This window comes from Flavobacterium notoginsengisoli (genome assembly GCF_042686225.1).
GTDB lineage: Bacteria > Bacteroidota > Bacteroidia > Flavobacteriales > Flavobacteriaceae > Flavobacterium > Flavobacterium notoginsengisoli.
Window position 1 is genome coordinate 47714 of the sequence record NZ_JBHUOT010000005.1, and the last position, 20407, is coordinate 68120.

At 32.9% G+C, this 20407-nt stretch carries 22 protein-coding genes; 7 read left to right on the forward strand and 15 right to left on the reverse strand.

Going from position 1 to position 20407, the window contains the following annotated elements; genetic code table 11:
* Nucleotides 1–39: 39 nt before the first annotated feature.
* The 8 genes from ACFS3A_RS12575 to ACFS3A_RS12610 all read right to left on the reverse strand — a co-directional run bounded on the left by ACFS3A_RS12575 (nucleotide 40) and on the right by ACFS3A_RS12610 (nucleotide 9468).
* Complete coding sequence (locus tag ACFS3A_RS12575) at nucleotides 40–867, reverse strand: prephenate dehydratase (protein WP_379825902.1); 828 nt, start codon at nucleotides 865–867, stop codon at nucleotides 40–42.
* 448 nt (nucleotides 868–1315) lie between these two features.
* Entirely contained in the window at nucleotides 1316–2479 is a 1164-nt protein-coding gene (locus tag ACFS3A_RS12580) for a DUF1501 domain-containing protein (protein ID WP_379825903.1), read from the reverse strand.
* A 12-nt stretch (nucleotides 2480–2491) separates the two neighbouring features.
* Nucleotides 2492–3889, reverse strand: coding sequence for a DUF1800 domain-containing protein (locus ACFS3A_RS12585; protein ID WP_379825904.1), 1398 nt, complete (start codon nucleotides 3887–3889; stop codon nucleotides 2492–2494).
* 284 nt (nucleotides 3890–4173) lie between these two features.
* Nucleotides 4174–4428, reverse strand: a complete 255-nt coding sequence (locus tag ACFS3A_RS12590; RefSeq protein ID WP_379825905.1) for a hypothetical protein — start codon at nucleotides 4426–4428, stop codon at nucleotides 4174–4176.
* Between the two features lie 7 nt (nucleotides 4429–4435).
* Nucleotides 4436–4810 carry a hypothetical protein gene (locus ACFS3A_RS12595; RefSeq protein WP_379825906.1) on the reverse strand — a complete coding sequence of 125 codons (375 nt, stop codon included), beginning with the start codon at nucleotides 4808–4810 and terminating at the stop codon, nucleotides 4436–4438.
* A gap of 115 nt (nucleotides 4811–4925) precedes the next feature.
* Nucleotides 4926–7319 carry a ribonucleoside-diphosphate reductase subunit alpha gene (locus tag ACFS3A_RS12600; protein WP_379825907.1) on the reverse strand — a complete coding sequence of 798 codons (2394 nt, stop codon included), beginning with the start codon at nucleotides 7317–7319 and terminating at the stop codon, nucleotides 4926–4928.
* A 265-nt stretch (nucleotides 7320–7584) separates the two neighbouring features.
* Entirely contained in the window at nucleotides 7585–8562 is a 978-nt protein-coding gene (locus tag ACFS3A_RS12605) for a ribonucleotide-diphosphate reductase subunit beta (RefSeq protein ID WP_109190762.1), read from the reverse strand.
* Between the two features lie 336 nt (nucleotides 8563–8898).
* Entirely contained in the window at nucleotides 8899–9468 is a 570-nt protein-coding gene (locus tag ACFS3A_RS12610; protein ID WP_109190763.1) for a DUF3109 family protein, read from the reverse strand.
* Nucleotides 9469–9783: 315 nt separating this feature from the next.
* On the opposite strand from ACFS3A_RS12610, the gene ACFS3A_RS12615 reads away from it, so the two are divergent.
* The 3 genes from ACFS3A_RS12615 (at nucleotide 9784) to ACFS3A_RS12625 (ending at nucleotide 11277) form a co-directional block, all read left to right on the forward strand.
* The gene (locus ACFS3A_RS12615; RefSeq protein WP_091494800.1) at nucleotides 9784–10362 is read left to right on the forward strand and encodes a MarC family protein; all 579 of its coding nucleotides are present in this window, start codon (nucleotides 9784–9786) and stop codon (nucleotides 10360–10362) included.
* A 104-nt stretch (nucleotides 10363–10466) separates the two neighbouring features.
* A complete protein-coding gene (locus ACFS3A_RS12620; RefSeq protein ID WP_132987565.1) occupies nucleotides 10467–10670 on the forward strand; it encodes a hypothetical protein in 204 nt (67 codons plus the stop codon).
* Nucleotide 10671: 1 nt separating this feature from the next.
* A complete protein-coding gene (locus ACFS3A_RS12625; RefSeq protein WP_379826268.1) occupies nucleotides 10672–11277 on the forward strand; it encodes an FAD-dependent oxidoreductase in 606 nt (201 codons plus the stop codon).
* Nucleotides 11278–11378: 101 nt separating this feature from the next.
* Here ACFS3A_RS12625 and ACFS3A_RS12630 read toward each other — a convergent pair whose 3' ends face one another.
* The 5 genes from ACFS3A_RS12630 to ACFS3A_RS12650 form a co-directional block, all read right to left on the reverse strand.
* Nucleotides 11379–11696 (reverse strand): hypothetical protein, encoded by a 318-nt coding sequence (locus ACFS3A_RS12630; RefSeq protein ID WP_379825908.1) that lies wholly within the window; start codon nucleotides 11694–11696, stop codon nucleotides 11379–11381.
* 205 nt (nucleotides 11697–11901) lie between these two features.
* A complete protein-coding gene (locus ACFS3A_RS12635) occupies nucleotides 11902–12153 on the reverse strand; it encodes a nuclear transport factor 2 family protein (protein ID WP_379825909.1) in 252 nt (83 codons plus the stop codon).
* Nucleotides 12154–12169: 16 nt separating this feature from the next.
* Nucleotides 12170–13747 (reverse strand): S41 family peptidase, encoded by a 1578-nt coding sequence (locus ACFS3A_RS12640; RefSeq protein WP_379825910.1) that lies wholly within the window; start codon nucleotides 13745–13747, stop codon nucleotides 12170–12172.
* On the reverse strand, nucleotides 13748–14179 hold the full coding sequence (locus tag ACFS3A_RS12645) for a deoxycytidylate deaminase (RefSeq protein WP_379825911.1): 432 nt from the start codon (nucleotides 14177–14179) through the stop codon (nucleotides 13748–13750).
* 5 nt (nucleotides 14180–14184) lie between these two features.
* Nucleotides 14185–14778 carry a HupE/UreJ family protein gene (locus ACFS3A_RS12650; RefSeq protein WP_379825913.1) on the reverse strand — a complete coding sequence of 198 codons (594 nt, stop codon included), beginning with the start codon at nucleotides 14776–14778 and terminating at the stop codon, nucleotides 14185–14187.
* Nucleotides 14779–14947: 169 nt separating this feature from the next.
* Here ACFS3A_RS12650 and ACFS3A_RS12655 point away from each other — a divergent pair, with 169 nt between their 5' ends.
* Nucleotides 14948–15379, forward strand: coding sequence for a tellurite resistance TerB family protein (locus tag ACFS3A_RS12655; protein WP_379825914.1), 432 nt, complete (start codon nucleotides 14948–14950; stop codon nucleotides 15377–15379).
* A 197-nt stretch (nucleotides 15380–15576) separates the two neighbouring features.
* Here the strand turns inward: ACFS3A_RS12655 and fbp are convergent, their stop codons facing one another.
* The gene (gene fbp / locus ACFS3A_RS12660; protein ID WP_379825915.1) at nucleotides 15577–16581 is read right to left on the reverse strand and encodes a class 1 fructose-bisphosphatase; all 1005 of its coding nucleotides are present in this window, start codon (nucleotides 16579–16581) and stop codon (nucleotides 15577–15579) included.
* Nucleotides 16582–16842: 261 nt separating this feature from the next.
* On the opposite strand from fbp, the gene ACFS3A_RS12665 reads away from it, so the two are divergent.
* Nucleotides 16843–17331, forward strand: a complete 489-nt coding sequence (locus ACFS3A_RS12665; protein ID WP_379825917.1) for a GNAT family N-acetyltransferase — start codon at nucleotides 16843–16845, stop codon at nucleotides 17329–17331.
* 185 nt (nucleotides 17332–17516) lie between these two features.
* On the forward strand, nucleotides 17517–18776 hold the full coding sequence (locus tag ACFS3A_RS12670; RefSeq protein ID WP_379825918.1) for an aspartate kinase: 1260 nt from the start codon (nucleotides 17517–17519) through the stop codon (nucleotides 18774–18776).
* A gap of 73 nt (nucleotides 18777–18849) precedes the next feature.
* On the opposite strand, the gene ACFS3A_RS12675 is transcribed toward ACFS3A_RS12670, so the two are convergent.
* Nucleotides 18850–19203, reverse strand: coding sequence for a helix-turn-helix transcriptional regulator (locus ACFS3A_RS12675; RefSeq protein WP_379825919.1), 354 nt, complete (start codon nucleotides 19201–19203; stop codon nucleotides 18850–18852).
* An 886-nt stretch (nucleotides 19204–20089) separates the two neighbouring features.
* Between ACFS3A_RS12675 and ACFS3A_RS12680 the strand changes: the two genes are divergently transcribed.
* Complete coding sequence (locus ACFS3A_RS12680; RefSeq protein WP_379825921.1) at nucleotides 20090–20254, forward strand: hypothetical protein; 165 nt, start codon at nucleotides 20090–20092, stop codon at nucleotides 20252–20254.
* The last annotated feature ends 153 nt before the right edge of the window (nucleotides 20255–20407 follow it).

The following is a 20407-nucleotide window of genomic DNA, read 5'->3' on the forward strand; positions in this document are numbered from 1 at the left end:
TTTTAACTTCTAACTTTTAACTAATAACTCTTAACTTCCTTACGGCCTTGTATTTTTATATTCTCCCAAGACTTTAAAATATTCTGCCATGATGTTTAATAACGATTTGGCTTTTGCAAAATCTTCGTATTTCTCAAATGTCACATCTACGAAGAATGAATATTTCCAAGGTGTTTCAATTTTTGGAAGCGACTGGATTTTTGTCAAATTTAATTTGCAGTCACTCATTACATTCAAAACTGCTGCTAAGCTTCCTCTTTTGTGATCTAATTCAAACTTAATAGACGCTCTATTGATTTCGCTTTCCGGCAAAAATGAATTTTGCTTTTTGATGATTACGAAACGTGTCATATTGTTTTTAATCGTTTGAATTGATGACGCAATAATATCCAAATCATACATTTCAGAAGCTGTTACACTTGCGATTGCCGCAATTCCTGTTAACTGCTTTTCCTGAATTCTTCTTGCCGTTTCGGCTGTATCTTTATCCTCAATCAATTTGATATTTGGATATTGTTTCAAAAAATCCATACACTGCAAAAGTGCCATCGGGTGTGAATGAACTTCCTTTATGTCTTCAATTTTCTGACCTTTTAAAGCCATTAAATTCTGTTGAATGTTTAAATAATGCTCTCCAATTATGTGCAGATTGTTCTTGTCAATCAAAGCATAATTTGGAATAATCGGACCTGCAATCGAATTTTCAATCGCCATTACGGCCTGATCAGATTTTCCGGCAATAAGGCTGTCGATCAATTCTTCAAAAGACAAGCATTCATCAATATCCACATTTTCAGAAAAATACTCCTTTACAACCTGATGATGAAATGATCCTTTAATACCTTGTATTGCAATTTTCGTTGTCATATAGTCAAAAAAAAATCCTGATTTGCATCAGGATTGTATATTAGTTTTATTTGTCTTAATTTTTATCTCAAATAACCATAGCACAATCCTGACTTCTACTAAAGAAGAAATAAAAGTTGTTGCTAAAATAAAAACGGTTAGTTGCCATTTTGTTTGTGTTATTTTGTAAATTCTCTGCGAATGTATAAATTATTTTTAGTGCACCAAAAAAAAGATTGCATTTTATGAAACAAAAAAGGATTTCTTAACAAATTTAGGATGATTTGTATGATAATATAAAAATATGGGCTTAAAATGAGATATTTATAATGAGGTCCTGAGGTTCTAAGCTGCTGAGATACTAAGTTTTTTTCGCCACGAATTCACGAATTAGCGCAAATATCTGTGAAATTAGATCTAATCACACAGATTTTCAAATAAAAATTCGTGAATTCGTGGCTATTTCCAATCAAAACAATCCCGAAACGGGTTTAGTAATAATCCCAATTTTAGCATAATCGAAGTTCATTTTTTCTTTTAATAAAGAAGCATACACACTTCTAAAATCAATTTGGTATTTTAAATCTCCGTTATCCAGATCAGCTAGATTTGGATTGTTTCCTAAAATAGTTCCTTTGTTATTCCCTCCTATAATAAACATTGGTGCGGCAGTTCCGTGATCAGTTCCGCTTCCGTTGTCTTTTACTCGTCTTCCGAATTCTGAGAAAACTACGACTGTGACATTCTGTAATAACTGTGCTTCTTTTAAATCAGAATAAAAACTATAAAGAGAATCGTTTAAGTCTGTTAGTTTTCGGTCATGAATGGCAAGCTGATTATCATGCGTATCAAATCCATTCAAAGACGTATAATATACTTTAGAGTTCAGATTCCCTTTTATCAGTCTTGCAATCCATTCTAAGTTTTTAGATAGTTCTGTTTTGGGATAACTGATTTCTGTTTTGGATTTTGCTAATGCTTTTTGGATTTCATCTGAACCTTCTGTAACGGAATTAGCAATCTTTCGAACAAAATCTAAATGTGGATTTTTAGACAAAGTCACATTTTCTTCTTTTGGTTTTACCTTAAATCGGTCCGGATCTTTTACCGTTATAAAATTAGGCTCTACTCCTTTTAAAGCTAAATTATCAATCGAATCTAAATTAATTCCGGCTGTTGCCTGATGTCCGTTGCATTGCAAATCGAGAAATCTTCCGAGCCAGCCTTCGTTTATATATTTATTAGAATCCGTTGCCGTCTGCCAAATTTCCTGACTTCTAAAATGCGAACGAATTGGCTCTGGATAACCCACATTTTGAATTACGGTTAAATCTCCATTTTGCTGCATTTGAGCAAAATCTTTTAACGAAGGATGAAATGCCATTCCTTTATTCTTTCCAACAACCAAATCTTTATTTAAAGCAATCTTCGTTCGTAAATCATAATATAACGGATCATCGTACGGAATGAAAGTATTTAAACCATCATTTCCGCCATTCAACTGTACAAAAACGACACATTGTTCTCCTACAATCAAATTGTTTTGAGAACCAAAAGCGTGTAAGAAATCAGGGAGCACAAGTAATCCACCTGTAAAAGTTCCTGTCAGTGTTAGAAAATTTCTTCTGTTCATGATTACTGCTTTTTAGATTAATTGATATTCTGGAAGTTTGGTGATGTAATTAAAAAGTCGGATCACCGCAAAATCAGCATGCGGATCTTTCGGGTCAAAATCGTATTTCAAAAGATTCTCCATGTCTTTCTGAGCCGAATCGCTGACGGTAAATAATAATCGGTCTGATAATTCCGAAATAATCGTTTTATTATTTCCTTCTGAATCAAAATTGACTTTTACCGTAACTTTTTCATATTCCGATTTTTCTTTTTCAACTCCGTTCATCATCGTTTTCAAAACTCTTCGATTGAGACTTTTTCCACTGCATAATAAATCGGCTGTATTGTTTCTTTGAAGATAAATCTGCGAAGTCAGCCAGGAATTTCCGCCGTCCCAACCTTTTACATTTACCTGATTATACAAATCCATTCCCTGCTGTTTTACAAAAGCCATAATTGCGGCGTCATTAACATTCTCCATCTGGAGTTCGTCACAAAGCTGTAAAATATAAACCAACGGGTTTTTGATTTTATTTCCAGAATTTTCTTTTTTAAATTCTTCCGTAAAGATTTTAGTCAATAAAGGTTCTATTTCAAACTTTTGCTTTCGGAAATAATCGCCATAATACACAACCAGATCTTCAGGCGGATTATCATATACAAACCATTTCAGAATTTTTCTTGTAATGAGATATGGAATGTTTTTTTGTTCGAAAATAATATCTACTAAATCATCTGCTTTCCAGTTTCCGGTTTTTCCGAAGTAAATTTTATCGCTGTTGTCTTCAATATTTTTTCTATAAACAGCACCTTCATCGCCAATATTAAATCCAGCCAAAGCTTTTGCACCGTTTTTAATATCATTTTCGGTATAATTTCCAATTCCGATTGTGAATAGTTCGAGCAATTCACGGCTTAGATTTTCGTTGACTTTTCCTTTTTTATTATCGCCATTATCGAGATATCGAACCATTGCATTTGATTTCAGAACCTGTTTGGTTAATTCTTTAAAATTGCCAAAAGCATTTTCGCGCAAAATCATATTGTGCTGGTAAATCCAGTAATTGATTTTTACTTTTTGCGAAGTCGAAACAAAATGATTGTGCCAAAAGCAAACCATATTTTCACGAAGTGGAAATTCGTCATTACGCATTTTGGCAATCCACCATTTTTTGAATTCAGCAGTAGCTTGATTTTCTTTTTTCTGAATTTCCTTTTTAGTTTCGGGATCTGAAGTTTTGATTATTTCGCGAATTTGTTTCAACTCTAAAGTAGTTTTAGGCTGATCTTGAAGAAAGCCTGGAATTGCTGTATCAAATTTTGAATTATAAGATTGCTTTAGAAATTTTTCTAAGCCGAGTTTTTCAATTTTTGAAGTTTGTTTTCCTGAAAAACCTAATCGTAAGGACCAAAGACTGCTTTTTTTCATTGTTCAGAAATTATTACAATAAGACTTGAGTTTCTTTTAAAGGTTTAATTTTAAAAGAGGCTAAGTTGCTAAGATTCTGAGGTGCTAAGTTTTGAAAAGTCTTTGGTAATAATTAGAACGGGGAATTTTCGGAGATATTGTTTTCACAATATTGAACAACCATAATCAAATATAGCCCGTGGTTTCAACCACGAGAACACAATGCATTTCCATAATCTATTTTCACAATCCGTTTCCCGTGGTTGAAACCACGGGCTATATCCACAAAAAGCTCTTAAACCTCCTTAGTACAAAAATTCATCTACGAATTCTTTATTTTCATTTAGATAAAGAAAATAATTACCTGACTTTATCTGATTCTTATAAAATTCCAATTTGATTTCAATACATAGAGTTGGAATAAAATCATGGTCGATTAAAATCGAAATGGATTTTGGAATAATTTCAACAATATTCAATTCTACAAAATCATTTTTCTTCAAATACTCTTGAGCTAACTCATAATATTCGTTTTTATACTGAACAATATTTAAATCCATGTGAATATTAATATTTAACTTTTTTCCAGCAATGATCAGCTCTTTCAATATCATCAATTAAAAAAGCTATTTTTTTATTATTCACTTTGATAAACTTCATTTGCTGCCTATTATCATAAAGCATCAAAGTATCTTCCAGCATTTTCCATTTCCCATATTGATCTTCTACACTTCTTATAACATTTTTTCTAGCCATTTTTCTGGAATTATACTTTTGATCTGAAAGTCTATAACTATAATCATCTCGCAGGTACAAGACACTGACACCATAAGAATACCCGATTGCAGGATAAGAATCATAAGAGATTCTATAAATAACATCTCTTTTCTGAGCAAATACAGAATTAACCAAAAAGAAGACTACGACTAAAGTTTTGTTCATATTAATTACCCAATACGTTTAACAACAAATAAACAAAAAAGCAGCTATCATTACAATAACTGCTTTTCATATATCAAATTAAAATCTAAAATCTCAGATCTAAACTCTAAAATCATTAAGACCCACACATTTCACAGTCTTCAGGATCTGCGGCTTGTGCTTTTAAAAGCATTGCTTTGTAATCCTCAACACTGATTTCTTCAGTTTCCTGAACTAATGATGGAGCTGTTTCTTCTTTTTTATCGTTGTTCAATGTGAATTTAATCGCATCTACAGCCGCTTTTGTTCTTAGATAATACATTCCTGTTTTTAAACCAGACTGCCAAGCATAGAAGTGCATTGATGTTAGTTTAGAATAGTTTGCATCCTGCATGAACAAGTTTAACGATTGAGACTGGTCAATGAAGTATCCTCTTTGACGAGACATATCGATAATATCTTTCATCGACATTTCCCAAACTGTTTTATAAAGATCTTTCAAGTCTTGCGGAATCTTATCAATATTTTGAACAGATCCGTTATGACGCATAATTTCTTGTTTCAAATCTTCGTTCCATAAACCTAGTTTTACTAAGTCTTCCAGTAAATGTTTGTTTACTACGATAAATTCTCCAGACAATACACGACGAGTATAAATGTTTGATGTATAGGGTTCGAAAGCTTCGTTGTTTCCAAGAATCTGAGAAGTTGATGCAGTTGGCATTGGCGCAACCAATAAAGAGTTACGAACTCCGTGCTCTACAACTTCTTTTCTTAATGAAGCCCAGTCCCAACGGCCTGATAATTCTTCATCTTTCATTCCCCACATATTGTGTTGGAATTCTCCTTGTGACATTGGCGAACCTTCAAAAGTTGAATATGGCCCCTCTTCTTTTGCCATTTCCATAGAAGCAGTTACAGCAGCAAAGTATAAAGTTTCGAAAATTTCCTGGTTTAACTTTTTAGCTTCATCGCTTGTAAACGGCATACGTAACATAATGAAAGCATCTGCTAAACCTTGTACACCTAAACCAACTGGACGGTGGCGTAAGTTAGAATTTTCAGCTTCTTTTACTGGATAATAGTTTCTGTCGATTACTTTGTTCAGGTTACGAGTTACACGTTTTGTAACATTGTAAAGTGATTCATGGTTGAATTCTCCATTTTCAATGAACATTGGCAATGAGATTGATGCTAAGTTACAAACTGCAATTTCATCTTTAGAAGTAAACTCCATAATCTCTGTACACAAGTTAGAAGAACGGATTGTTCCTAAATTCTTGTGGTTCGACTTACGGTTTGCTGCATCTTTGTACAACATATATGGCGTTCCAGTCTCGATTTGAGATTCCAGGATTTTCTCCCACAATTCACGAGCACGGATTGTTTTTCTACCTTTTCCTCTAAATTCATAATCCGTATATAATGCCTCGAATTCATCTCCGTAAACATCATATAATCCTGGACACTCGTTTGGACACATTAAAGTCCATGTAGAATCTTCCTGAACACGTTTCATGAATAAATCTGAAGTCCACATTGCGAAGAATAAATCTCTTGCACGCATTTCTTCTTTTCCTGTATTTTTCTTCAAATCTAAGAAATCGAAAATATCAGCGTGCCAGGTTTCGATGTAAATCGCAAAACTTCCTTTACGTTTTCCACCACCCTGATCTACGTAACGAGCCGTATCGTTAAAAACTCTCAACATCGGAACAATTCCGTTTGAAGTTCCGTTTGTACCGCGAATGTAAGATCCAGTTGCACGAACGTTATGAATAGAAAGTCCAATTCCTCCCGCTGATTGCGAGATTTTTGCTGTTTGTTTTAATGTATCGTAAATACCATCAATACTATCATCCTGCATAGCCAAAAGGAAACAAGAAGACATTTGCGGTTTTGGAGTTCCTGCGTTGAACAACGTTGGCGTTGCATGTGTAAAGAACTTTTTAGACATTAAATCGTACGTTTCAATAACCGATTTTAAATCGTCTAAGTGAATACCAACAGAAACACGCATTAACATGTGCTGCGGACGCTCCACGATTTTTCCGTTTATTTTAAGAAGATAAGAACGCTCTAAGGTTTTGAAACCAAAGTAATCGTAATTAAAATCTCTTGTGTAAATGATATGAGAATCTAAAAAAGCAGCATTTTCCTGAATCACTTTGTAAACATCATCAGCAATTAACGGTGCGTCCTGACCGTTTCTTGGGTTTACGTAGTTGTACATATCTTTCATCGTTTCCGAAAAAGATTTTTTTGTATTAGAGTGTAAATTTGAAATTGCCACACGAGCTGCTAATTGTGCATAATCCGGGTGAGCAATTGTCATAGATGCTGCAGTTTCTGCCGCAAGATTATCTAGTTCAGAAGTCGAAACTCCGTCATACAATCCTTCGATAACTCTCATCGCTACCTTTACCGGATCTACAAGCTCATTCAAGCCGTAGCACAATTTTTTGATTCTTTCTGTAATCTTATCAAACATTACGGGCTCTCTGTGGCCATCTCTTTTTACTACATACATAAGCTTACCTTTTATAGTTATTGAAAAAATGAAAGTAACTGGAAAACGAATTCCAGCACCTAAACATTGCGTGTTTTTAAATTAATTTTAGAGAATTACCAAATTCTCAATAGTTACTTGTTTCAAATTCGAAAATCGAATTTAAATGCGTCAAAAATTGCTATTGAACCTGCGACTTGGGGAAAGAGATTCAACCTTTAAAAATAATCTGTTAATCTTTTTTCAGTGCCTTTAGAAGACAGACACTAAAAGTATTTTTTGTTGTCTAAAAATCTGCATCGAATGAAATTTTCTGAGCATCACTGTCTGTGTTCATCACACCGGATTTTTGATACTCGGCAACACGTTTTTCAAAGAAATTAGTTTTTCCCTGAAGTGAAATCATGTCCATGAAATCGAATGGATTTGCTGATCCGTAAACACGCTCGCATCCTAATTCAACCAAAAGTCTATCAGCAACAAACTCTAAATACTGTGTCATCAAACCAGCATTCATACCAATTAAACTTACCGGAAGAGATTCAGTCACAAACTGTCTTTCGATATCCAATGCATCAACAATAATTTCTTTGATTCTTTCTTTTGGTACTTTGTTTACCAAATGATGATTGTGTAAGTGAACTGCAAAATCACAATGTACGCCTTCGTCACGAGAAATCAATTCATTAGAGAAAGTCAAACCTGGCATTAAACCACGTTTTTTCAACCAATAAATAGAACAGAAAGCTCCAGAGAAAAAGATTCCTTCAACAGCTGCAAAAGCAATAAGTCTTTCAGCAAATGAATCAGACTCGATCCATTTTAAAGCCCATTCTCCTTTTTTAGCAATTGCAGGGAACACTTCTAAAGCATTAAATAACTCTGTTTTCTCAGCTTCATCTTTAACGTAAGTATCAATTAATAAAGAATAAGTTTCACTGTGAATATTCTCCATCATAATTTGGAAACCATAGAAAAACTTCGCTTCAGCATATTGAACTTCGTTTACGAAATTCTCAGCCAGGTTTTCATTTACGATTCCGTCAGAAGCTGCGAAGAAAGCTAAAATATGTTTGATAAAATATCTTTCATCATCATTTAGCTTATTATTCCAGTCTGTCAAATCCTGGTGTAAGTCGATTTCTTCGGCAGTCCAGAAACTTGCTTCCATCTTCTTGTACCATTCCCAAATATCATGATGTTTAATCGGAAAAATAACGAAGCGGTTTTTATTTTCTTGTAATATTGGTTCGATTTGTGACATGACAGATTCTGTTAATTTTTGTATTGAATTTTGCGCTTAAACAAGCAGTACAAAGATTGTCAATTAACGGGAAAAATGAAAGGCAAACTTATTCACAATCTGCCGTAGTTTTTAACAACTGCTAAAAATTGCGATATTTTTCAGACAATAATTAATTATTTGTAAATGAGCTATTTAAAAGCTATAAATCTTCGGAAACAGCCGTAAAATATAGACTTTTAAATATAAAATGCAAGTAATTTTTAATAGTTTTCAAAAAAGATTTTTTGAGTTAAAATTTTATTTTTTTGAGTTAAAAATATGTAGTCAAAAAGACTATATAACGGATAAGTATTTTTATGAATTTTTAAGCTCCTCGGCTACTTTTTCCAGTTCCATATACCAATCCTCGCCAAAACGTCGTATTAGCGCTTCTTTGACAAATTTGTAAACCGGAACTTCCAATTCTTTTCCTAAAGAACAAGCATCATCACAAATATCCCATTTATCATAATTTACCGCAGCAAACTCAGTGAAGTCTTTTACACGAATTGGATACAAGTGACAAGAAACCGGTTTTTTCCAGTCTACTATTCCCTGATTATAGGCTTGCTCGATTCCGCAAAGTGCTGTTTTTCCATCAAAAATGACATAAGCACAATCTTTATTATCGATAAGCGGAGTTTCAAGATCGCCGTCAGTTCCCGTAACCCAGGTTCCTTGCGCCTCGATTGCCTCGATTCCTTCTTTTCTTAAAAAAGGCTTTACTTTTGGGTAGATTTCTTCTAAGATTTTAGTTTCAGCCTCATTCAAAGGCGCACCCGCATCTCCATCAACGCAACAAGCTCCTTTACAAGCAGACAAGTTGCACACAAATTCTTTCTCCAGAATGTCTTCTGAAATAATAGTTTTACCTAACTGAAACATGATATTAAAATACTGTAATTTATAAAGTGCAAAGATAGTCAAAGAATAGACATAAAAAATATAACACAGAGATTCGCAAAGATGCCACAAAGTTTACAGAGATTTCCTCATTAAATGATGATTCAAAAAATAATACTTCGTGCATCTTTGCGGAAAATTTTTGCGAAACTCTCGGCAAAAAACACAATTGTTACAAATATCACTTTTTTAATCAATAAAACATGTTTTTATAACAAAAATACATTCTATAGAAAAAACACCTAACTTTATTATTTACTTTTGCAGCAGTTTTTAAACCCTAAAAATCAAAACGATATGTTAGAAATCGACTTCAAAGAAATCATTACCGTAAGCATGGTACTTTTTGCCGTAATTGATATTGTAGGTTCTATTCCAATTATTGTGAATCTAAGAGCAAAAGTTGGGCATATTGAATCTGAAAAAGCTTCTATTGTAGCCGGAGCAATTATGATTGTTTTTCTTTTCGTTGGAGAAGGATTATTAAACCTCATCGGTATTGACGTACATTCATTTGCAGTTGCAGGTTCGTTTGTTTTATTCTTTCTTGCTCTGGAAATGATTTTAGGAATTAGAATCTATCGTGACGAAGAACCCGGTTCTGCTTCAATTGTACCATTGGCATTTCCATTGATTGCCGGAGCAGGAACTATGACCACTCTATTGTCGCTTAGATCTCAATTTCATACCATTAATATTATAATTGCAATTCTGCTCAATATTATCTTGGTTTATATTGTTTTGAAATCTTCAAAAAAGATTGAAAATTTGTTAGGAGAAAACGGACTTGGCGTTGTTCGTAAGACATTTGGTGTGATACTTTTAGCAATTGCTGTTAAATTATTCGCTGCTAATGTTAAAGGTTTGTTTGTCTAAAATTTATTTTTATAAATTTACCCCGTAAAATATTCTAAAATATAACTCTTAGTCATTTTTCAGGAGTTCTACTTTATTATTTTAGACCAAACAGAAACAATCTTATGAAAATTTTTACTTCAATCTTAGTGCTTTTAGCATTAGCTTTAATTGTTTTTAATATTACGTTATTAGACTTTAAAAATCCTTTCCAGGGTGATAGTATGGTAGCTTTTATTGGAATCGCCGCTTCATTTTGCGCCGTTTTAATTCTTTTGATCTTTAGAATTTCAAAAAGAATTGAGGAAAAAATGAATGAAAACAGATAATATGTTTGATGTTTTAATTATTGGTGGCGGAGTATCAGGAATGTCTTGCGCTCTTGTCTTAGGTTCCGCAAAAAACAAAGCTTTTGTAACCGATAAAAAAATCGGAATTTTTACACATCAAAAAACTTCTTCTTTACAAGAAGCAATCTTTTACAATGCTTACGGAATTACGCCGGGCAAACTAGGTTCTGAATTACTTACAGAAAGCACGCAAGATTTAGCCTCGACTTATCCTCATATTGAACAGATTCCAAATGAAAAGGTAATTAAAGTAGAAGGAACTTATCCTGAATTTACTGTTACTACTAATAAAAACTCCTACCAAACAAAAAATATCGTTGTGGGAATTGGCTCTGCCAATACTTTTGACATTGAAGGTTTAATACAATACATTGAACCTCATAAAAAAGCACTTCCGGAAAAACAACGTATTCAGCTTAAAAACGAAGATCATAAAGTTGCAGACGGAATTTACGTTATTGGAACTTTAGCCGGATGGAGAAGCCAATTAGCCATTGCTGCAGGAAGCGGTGCTGCCGTAGCGACAGATATTCTTACTTTATGGAACAATGGTGTACAAACTCACGCACACGATAGTATTCGATAAATTATATTTAAAAACCATATAAGTGATATAAGTTCATTTAATCTATGCACGAAGCATATATGAACTTATATCACTTATATGGTTTATTTTTTAATCTTTGACTATTTTACCGAAACGATTTCTGTTACTTTAATATGGTTTTCGTCATCGGTTTTCCATTTTTCTCCTTTTACAGCAACTATATCTCCAATTTTTAATTGTTTATAGTTTTGAGGCCCGCCAACATTTACAATACTGATTGTGGCGAAATATACTTCTTTTGCATCTGTAGTGATTTTTGCAGTGTAACCGTCTTTTCCTCCTTCGATAGATTCTACTTTTCCTGAAACTGGGGCATTAGAATCGTTTTTCATAGAGGTACAAGAGATTACAAAAGTCATTATAAGTAAAAGGAAACTTATTTTTTTTAGATTTTTCATATTTTGAATGTTAAACCGCGAAGTTCGCAAAGGTTTACGCTAGGTTCGCTAAGTTTTATTTTAAGTTTATATTATTTATTCTTTCCCAAAATTTATGCCAGCTGAATACAGCTTCCCGCGATCACTTTTAGATTATTTTCAAATTGCTTCCAAACCCTGATATATTTGAAAACACCATTTATTGGATTTTTTTCGTAAGTTCCTTTTAATGAAATGGTAACAGCAACCACAGCAGCATCATCAATGATATTAATAATTTGATCGAAGCTTCCAAAGAATCTATTTTCATTTTCCCTGAGCGATAAGAATTCAAATCAAATTCTTTAGTTATCGTTTGTCCATCCGGAAGGTTGAATAATAAATCGTCATGGAGCATTTTTTCCAAAACCAAAACATCCGAACTCTTAACTGCAGTCAGAAGTCCTATTTCTGCATTAATAACGGCTTCTATTTTCATGATATAAAAATTGAAATTATTTCTTCGGATTGAGAATTGTCTTAATCATGGCGTCGTCTTTTAAGATTACGTCATAATAATACAATTCCCCAAACAATTGTCTGGCAAACTCAGCAGTAATATGTCGGTTTACCAATGCTTTTGTTTTGTCTAGTTTTAAGTCTAAACCAGTCATTAAAATGTAGTTTTTAAACTTTTTGAAGTATACATCTGAATTCTTCATTTTTGCTAAAAACGTATTGAAATTATCTCCTTCAAAAGCATTTCTATTTTTATCCAATTCCTCGAAAACAAAATGACCAACAATTCCTGTCTGCAACAAATAGCCAACATTTTCATTTCCGTGCTCCGCTTCCATTGGGACAAAAACATCAGGAACGATTCCGCCGCCGCCATAAACGATTTTACCTTTTGGGGTTTTGAATTTTAGCGAATCGGCTACTTTTATACTGTCTTTTGCATACAATTCACCTGTCGCAATTCTGGATTCTGACTCTTTAAAATAATCTTCGTTTCCTTTTTTATAAGGCTTCTGAATTGATCTTCCTGTTGGCGTATAATAACGCGCTACAGTCAAACGAACAGCTGATCCGTCGTTAAAATCCATTTCTCTTTGAACTAAACCTTTTCCAAAAGAACGTCTTCCCACGATTGTTCCTCTATCATTATCCTGAATTGCTCCGGCCAGAATTTCACTTGCAGAAGCACTATTTTCATTAATTAAAACATATACTTTCCCGGTTTCAAAACTTCCGGCTTTTGTAGCAAATGTTTTATCAATCGAGCCATTTTTACTTTTTGTAAAAACGATAAGCTGTTTATCTTCTAAAAATTCGTCGGCAATTGCAATTGCTTCTTCCATATAACCTCCACCATTATCACGAAGGTCAATTACAAGTGACTGAATACCTTTTTGTTTTAATCTCGTTAAGCCTGTTTTGAACTCATTAAAAGTAGTTTCTGCAAAACGATTTATCTTGATGTAACCAACATTATTTCCAATCAGTAACGAAGCATCGACGCTTTTGATTGGAATAACATCTCTTTTTACTTTAAATTTCAGTTTCTTCTGTTCCGATTTTCTAAAAACCGTCAATTCAATTTCGGATCCCTGCAAACCTTTTAGTTTCGAAAACAAACTATCCGAAGGCAGTTTTCTTCCGTACAATTTAGTTTTTCCGGCAAATAAAATTCGGTCTCCCGATTTTAATCCCGCTTTCGCTGAAGGTCCATTTTCAATTGGTTTTATAATCGCAACCGAATCTTTATACATATAAAAATTGATTCCGATTCCGACGAAATCTCCTTTCATGCTTTCCGCAACCTCAGCCTGTTCGCTTGGCGGAATATAAACAGAATGCGGATCTAATTTGGAAAGAATATTATCTACCGTAAGATTTACAATAGAATCTGTATTGATACTGTCAACGTATTCGTTATTGATAAAATCAATCAGTTTGTTGAGTTTGGTTTTAGAGTAATTTTTAGCCAAAAGCTGATCATCGGCGGGAGCATTCATAAGGCTTCCGACAACCGTTCCCAGAGCAAAGGTCGCTCCGATTATTATGGGTAAATATTTCGAATTAAATTTCATTTACTCTTCTAAGTCAGGAATATGATGTACCTCAACTCCTGCTTTTATTAAAAATTGAATTCCGGAATCGTCACGATATCCATCTTTATAGACCACTCTTTTTATTCCAGACTGATGTATCAATTTACTACATTCTTTACAAGGCGAAAGTGTAATATACAATGTTGCACCTTCACAAGATTGTGTTGATCTTGCTACTTTCAGGATGGCATTTGCTTCGGCATGTAAAACATCCCAGCGCGTTAATCCGTCTTCGTCTTCACAGCAATTTTCAAATCCGGATGGTGTTCCGTTGTAGCCGTCAGAAATAATCATTCTGTCTTTTACAATAATAGCTCCAACTTGTTTTCGTTTACAATACGAGAGCTGACTCCATTCTTTTGCAATTCGCAGATAAGCTTTATCGTATTTATTCCCTTTTTTTACTTCCATTTATTTTATCTGTTCCAAATCGGACTTTCGATAATCATCGGAATTACAACTCCAATAACAAAAGCCGACATTACCAGTGCCCAATCGCGTTTTGAAAAACGAAAAACGGTCTGCACTATATATGATATTACCAAGACCACAAAAACCACTACTAACTGAGCCGCTTCAATTCCTAAAGCAAACTCTCCCAAAGGTAACAATTTTGAAGTTGCAGATCCTCCTAAAATTGTTTTGAAATAATTAGAGAATCCTAAACCGTGAATAATACCAAAGAATAAAGTTATAAAAAATACCAAATTTACACTATCGTTTTTTGAAGTCTTTCCTGCCGTAAACAAATGATACAAAGCCGTTACCAAAATTGTAATAGGTATTAAGAATTCTACAAGGTTTACTTTTATTGTAATTATTCCATAAACAGACAGAATTAAAGCCAATGTATGTCCAATTGTAAACAACGAAACCAGTAGAAAAATTCTTTTCCAGTCTTTAAATAAATACGGAACAGTTAAGGCGATTAAAAAAAGAACGTGATCGTATGCATTGATATCTAAAACGTGTTTTAATCCTATTTGAAAATAAATCCAAAATTGCGACATAGGTAATCTATAATTTAAATAATTAGGGGCTGTAAACTTACGATTAATTTTCAGAATTAAAGATTTCAATTATTAAATCCTACAATAAAAATAAGTTAAATTTTATGAGAAATTTAAAATTAATAATTTAAAAATAGGACTATATTTGTTCAATAAAAACTTATTAATTATGCCATTTTCAGAATTATTTGATAACGAATTCAAACAAAGAAACAGAGGTCATTTCTCTGCAATTGTGCGTGTAGCTTTTGCTGACGGAAAAGTAAGCCCGGAAGAGCAGGAGTTTTTGGACAAACTTGCATCAAGATTAGAAATTTCAGAAGACGAATACAAAGAGATCCTTAAAGATCCGTGGAAACACCCTATAAACCCACCTTATTTATATACACAGCGTTTAGAGCGTTTGTATGATTTAGCCAGAATGGTTCACGTGGATCATCATTTAGGAGATCAGCAGGAAGTTATGTTAACCCGTATGGGATTAGCTCTTGGATTTACTCCAGGAAACGTAAACTATATTATTTCAAAAGCATTATCTCTAATTGATAAAAAAGTAGATTTAGATACTTTCCTTTTCGAAATGGAGAATATGAATAAATAGTATTTCAGTATACACTTTTCAGTTTTTAGTGTTCAGTTTATAGCTGATAAAAAATTGAAACGAATTTTAATTATAAACCCGACAGGTTTTGAAAACCTGTCGGGTTTGTTGTTTTTAATCCTAATGATATCTTGAAACCAAAAAACCTGTTAGGTTTGCGCAGTGACTGAACACTAAAAACTGACTACTGAATACTGTTATTCAGCTGCCATAAATTCCTCTGCTTTTTCTACCATATTATAGCTTCCGCAGAAAAATGGAACCCTTTGGTGCAGTTCTGTTGGCTGGATTTCCATAATTCTGTTAAATCCGTCTGTTGCTTTTCCTCCTGCTTGTTCTGCAAGAAACGCCATTGGATTACCTTCATACAATAAACGCAACTTTCCTTTTGGCGCTTTAGAACTTGTTGGATAAATATAGATACCGCCCTTAATCATATTTCTATGAAAATCTGAAACCAAACTTCCAATATATCTTGAAGTATAAGGTCTGTCATCTTCTTCACGCTGACAATATTTAATGTAATTTTTTACTCCCTGCGGAAAATGAACATAATTCCCTTCGTTGACCGAATAGATATGTCCATCTTTTGGAAATTGCATATTCGGATGTGAAAGATAAAAAGTCCCTATTGCGGGGTTTAAAGTAAATCCGTTTACTCCATGTCCTGTAGTGTAAACCAGCATGGTTGAAGTTCCATAAATTACATAGCCTGCTGCCACCTGATTGATTCCCGGTTGTAAAAAATCCTCGCTAGTTACCGGAGTTCCAATTGGCGTTACTCTTCTAAAAACAGAAAAGATAGTTCCTACTGAAACATTTACATCAATGTTTGAAGATCCGTCAAGCGGATCCATTAAGATCACGTACTTATTATTATGACAGTTGTCGCTCCCCTGAACTGTAATATAATCGTCGTTTTCTTCAGAAGCAATACCACAGACAATCTCACGGTTTATTAACGTCTGGATAAATACTTCGTTGGCATAGACATCTAATTTTTGCTGGTCTTCTCCCTGGATATTCTGCTCGCCCGCGGCGCCAATAATATCCACCAAACCCGCTTGGTTTACCTTATGATTGACCACTTTTGCCGCCAATCTAATAGAGTTGATGATTCGCGAGAGCTCTCCCGACGAATACTGAAATGCTTTTTGGTTCTCAATAATAAACTCTCCCAGTGTTTTATTGCGTTCTTCCATTGCTAAATCGTTATAGTTTTAATTTTAAGTCACAAATATCGCTTATTTTGTGAGAATGATTTAAAAATTATTTTGTTAGTTTGCCCTTATTGTATATTTGCTAATATTTAGCGAAAAGCAACTTTTAAAATGATTTTTATTTGATAATAATTACTTAAAAATACGAATACATAAAATTGCTACTTTAAATGTTTGTGAAAACAAATTCTATATTAGGAAAAAGCAATACTATAAAGGACAAAAAAATAAAGTTTACCAATTATGAATATTAGAAAAGGAAATCCTGAGGACATGAAATCGGTTTTAGGGTTAATTCAGGAGCTGGCAATATTCGAAAAAGAACCTGAAGCTGTTGTCATTACAGAAGAGGATTTAGTACGTGACGGATTTGGAGAAAAACCGCTTTTTCAGGTTTTTGTAGCAGAGATTGAAAACGAAGAAAAACAAAAAGAGATTGTTGGAATTGCTTTATACTACTACCGTTATTCTACCTGGAAAGGAAAAACAATCCATCTTGAAGATCTGATTGTAAAAGAGAAAATGCGTGGTACCGGTTTAGGATCTGCGCTTTATGCCGAAATCATGAAACAAGGAAAAAGAGACGGCGTACGAAGAGTAGAATGGAATGTTTTAGCATGGAACACACCAGCTGTTAATTTTTACAAAAACTCTGGCGCAAAAATCCTTGACGATTGGCAGGTCGTTCAAATGGATGAAGTTGGAGTGAATGCGTTCTTAGAAAAATTATAAAAATTTATTTTGGCACGAATTCCACAAATTTCCACTAATTAATATTCGTACTAATTCGTGAAATTCATGGCAAACCGACACAGATTATAAAATCATTTTAATCCTTATAATCTGTGGCAAAAAATCAAAAAATACTAGATTTCCTCAAATCTAAAATCTAAAATCTAAAAAATCTAAAATTAAAAATGAGAGTATTTAAATTTGGTGGAGCATCGGTAAAAGATGCTGATGGAATTAAAAACGTATACGACGTTTTACAAAAAGTAGGTTACGAAGATGTGATTCTTGTAGTTTCGGCTATGGGAAAAACAACAAATGCTCTTGAAGTTGTAATTAAGAATTACTTCGAAAAATCGACAGAGTTAAATTCTTCTGTACAAGAAATAAAAAAATATCACAATCAAATCTTATTGGATTTGTTTGAAGATGAAAACAATGACGTTTTTGCTGCTGTAAATACACAGTTTGCTGAATTAGAATATTTTTTAGCGCACAATAAATCTCCAAATTACAACTTCGTTTACGATCAGGTGGTGAGTTTTGGAGAATTGATTTCTACCAATATTTTAAGTCATTATATGAATTTCAGAGGAATTCAGACACAATGGCTTGATGTTCGTAATTTCATTAAAACCAATGCCAATTACAGAGATGCAGAAGTAGATTGGGAAACTACACAGCAAAATATCAGTAAAAATGTTCCAAGAAAACAGCTGAATATCACACAAGGATTTTTAGGTGCTGACGAAAACAACTTTACCACAACTTTAGGTCGCGAAGGTTCTGACTATACTGCCGGAATTTTTGCATACTGCTTAAATGCAGAAAGCGTAACGATCTGGAAAGACGTTCCCGGAGTTATGAATGCCGATCCTCGTTATTTTGAAAATGCAAGTTTATTAAACCAGATTTCGTATCGTGAAGCTATCGAATTAGCATTTTACGGAGCAACGGTTATTCACCCAAAAACGTTACAGCCTTTACAGAAAAAAGAAATTCCTTTGTATGTAAAATCGTTTGTGAATCCTTTATTAAAAGGAACCTGCGTTTCTAAAGGTGTTGATTTGGAACCGCAATATCCATGTTTTATTGTAAAAAGAGAACAGCTTTTAATCTCTCTTTCTTCTATTGATTTCTCTTTCATTATGGAAGAAAACATTAGTGAAATTTTTGGTTTGTTTCACGAGTTTAAAATCAAAGTAAACTTGATTCAGAACTCTGCCATTAGTTTCTCTGTTTGTGTAGAAGATAAATTTGGAAATTTCCCTGAATTAAATGCTATTCTTTCTAAAAAATTCAAAGTTGAATATAGTGAGAATGTAACATTATATACGATTCGTCATTTTACAGAAGAAGCTGCAGAAACTGTTGAAGCTAATAAAGAAGTTTTATTGAAACAAGTTAGCCGTGAAACCATGCAGATTGTGACTAAAGAACTTAATTAATATTGCTTTATAAAAGGTAATTATTTCAATTCAACTATATTTTAGAAAGGCTCTACTTGATTGTAGAGCCTTTTTAGTTTTTCCCCTTATTTAACTCACTAATAATCATTTTCAAATCTTCTATTTGCAGCTCGTATTGTCTTATTATTTTTCTATAAAAATGAAGCGCTTCACTTTCCGTTTGGAGTTCTGTACCTATTAAATTTTCATATACAGAATCTCCCACTCCCCTTCTTACTAATTCTTCAAGAGTTATATCAAACATTTGACAGATTTTATTAAAATGAATAGTCCAAGAAGTACTTTCGCCTCGCTCCATTCTAGCATAGGCAGACTGCGAAATTTTTAACCGATCTGCAACCTCTTCCTGCGACATATTTTTTGATTTTCGCAGCATTTTCAAATTATCTCCTACAATTTTATTCATAATTAACCTTTTAAAAACAAATATAAACATAAGAATTAATTTACAATTAGTCGAATTTAGGTTTTTAATAACCGATTTTAGGGTAAGAGTTTTTTTACAACTCTTATAAATTTGTAACACAATTAACTCAAATATTGACTGATTTAATCTGAAGAATTATGAAAAAAACATTCTGGATTTTTTTATTAGTAAGTACTAATATCCTTCTTTGTGATATCTTTTTTAACATCTTTTCACAAAATGTAAAGAAGCTAAATTTTTGGATTTTCATAACAATCTGTTTATGCTTTCACTTTAAGTTAAAATCGAAACAGAAAATAATATAACTTTTTTTGCCTGTTATATTCTATTTAAAAATCACAACAAAAGTTTTTTAATCCTTTTTTATTTATGAAATATTGGATTTATCATTTTACACTTCTGATTTGCAAATAAAAACTACATCATAAACACTTAAAGATTAATACTTTATTAATTCCTTATAAATTCATAAGTATAATAATTCACTTATATGCATAAAAATAATTAAAATGAAAAAGACTATCTACATTCTTATTCTGTTGAATTCTATTTTTTTATTGTCCCTCATTTTTACAAAATCAGAAATAAAACTAATTCTTTCAAGTATATTAACAAATGTGGTGTTTTATTTAATGTACAAAAAGAATAATTCTAAATCTCTTAAATAAATATACTTATAATAAAAAAATCGTCTAATTCTTTTTAAATAACTGAAGAATATTATGTTAAAACTAAACTTTAAAATAAAAAACAACCGATTTTTGGTTGAGGCTTTTTTTAAACTTCTTATCAATTTATAAGTGAAATAAATCAAAATATTAACCAATAAATTTAAATCATTATGAAAAAACTAAAATTAAACAAAATGGAAAACTTAAATGGGGGAAGAATTAGTGGTAGAAACTGCATGCTAATGGGAGCTGCTATTACAGTTTTAGCCGTAGGATCTGGAGGAGCCGCATTTGGCTCTATTTTTGCCGCTGGCGCAATTGGAGGTTTTTTTACAGCCGCCGCCTCTGACTGTTTTTAATTTTCAAATGAAACTAATTATGAAAGTCCCAGCTTCAATTATCATAGTTCTATTTAATGTAATTGGGTGTTTTATGTTGTTCCTATTTAATTTAAAGCTCATTTCATTCGATCAAATTTGGGTCGATTTATTACATAATATTCTATTCATCGA

Coding starts and splice junctions, on each gene's coding strand:
- ACFS3A_RS12680 (WP_379825921.1), top strand. CDS start 20,090: ATGGAAAACTTAAATGGGGGAAGAATTAGTGGTAGAAACTGCATGCTA.
- ACFS3A_RS12630 (WP_379825908.1), bottom strand. CDS start 11,696: ATGAAAAATCTAAAAAAAATAAGTTTCCTTTTACTTATAATGACTTTT.
- ACFS3A_RS12590 (WP_379825905.1), bottom strand. CDS start 4,428: ATGGATTTAAATATTGTTCAGTATAAAAACGAATATTATGAGTTAGCT.
- ACFS3A_RS12580 (WP_379825903.1), bottom strand. CDS start 2,479: ATGAACAGAAGAAATTTTCTAACACTGACAGGAACTTTTACAGGTGGA.
- ACFS3A_RS12675 (WP_379825919.1), bottom strand. CDS start 19,203: ATGAATAAAATTGTAGGAGATAATTTGAAAATGCTGCGAAAATCAAAA.
- ACFS3A_RS12640 (WP_379825910.1), bottom strand. CDS start 13,747: ATGAAATTTAATTCGAAATATTTACCCATAATAATCGGAGCGACCTTT.
- ACFS3A_RS12655 (WP_379825914.1), top strand. CDS start 14,948: ATGCCATTTTCAGAATTATTTGATAACGAATTCAAACAAAGAAACAGA.
- fbp (WP_379825915.1), bottom strand. CDS start 16,581: ATGGAAGAACGCAATAAAACACTGGGAGAGTTTATTATTGAGAACCAA.
- ACFS3A_RS12575 (WP_379825902.1), bottom strand. CDS start 867: ATGACAACGAAAATTGCAATACAAGGTATTAAAGGATCATTTCATCAT.
- ACFS3A_RS12645 (WP_379825911.1), bottom strand. CDS start 14,179: ATGGAAGTAAAAAAAGGGAATAAATACGATAAAGCTTATCTGCGAATT.
- ACFS3A_RS12650 (WP_379825913.1), bottom strand. CDS start 14,778: ATGTCGCAATTTTGGATTTATTTTCAAATAGGATTAAAACACGTTTTA.
- ACFS3A_RS12620 (WP_132987565.1), top strand. CDS start 10,467: ATGAAAATTTTTACTTCAATCTTAGTGCTTTTAGCATTAGCTTTAATT.
- ACFS3A_RS12665 (WP_379825917.1), top strand. CDS start 16,843: ATGAATATTAGAAAAGGAAATCCTGAGGACATGAAATCGGTTTTAGGG.
- ACFS3A_RS12600 (WP_379825907.1), bottom strand. CDS start 7,319: ATGTATGTAGTAAAAAGAGATGGCCACAGAGAGCCCGTAATGTTTGAT.
- ACFS3A_RS12635 (WP_379825909.1), bottom strand. CDS start 12,153: ATGAAAATAGAAGCCGTTATTAATGCAGAAATAGGACTTCTGACTGCA.
- ACFS3A_RS12625 (WP_379826268.1), top strand. CDS start 10,672: ATGTTTGATGTTTTAATTATTGGTGGCGGAGTATCAGGAATGTCTTGC.
- ACFS3A_RS12610 (WP_109190763.1), bottom strand. CDS start 9,468: ATGTTTCAGTTAGGTAAAACTATTATTTCAGAAGACATTCTGGAGAAA.
- ACFS3A_RS12605 (WP_109190762.1), bottom strand. CDS start 8,562: ATGTCACAAATCGAACCAATATTACAAGAAAATAAAAACCGCTTCGTT.
- ACFS3A_RS12670 (WP_379825918.1), top strand. CDS start 17,517: ATGAGAGTATTTAAATTTGGTGGAGCATCGGTAAAAGATGCTGATGGA.
- ACFS3A_RS12615 (WP_091494800.1), top strand. CDS start 9,784: ATGTTAGAAATCGACTTCAAAGAAATCATTACCGTAAGCATGGTACTT.
- ACFS3A_RS12595 (WP_379825906.1), bottom strand. CDS start 4,810: ATGAACAAAACTTTAGTCGTAGTCTTCTTTTTGGTTAATTCTGTATTT.
- ACFS3A_RS12585 (WP_379825904.1), bottom strand. CDS start 3,889: ATGAAAAAAAGCAGTCTTTGGTCCTTACGATTAGGTTTTTCAGGAAAA.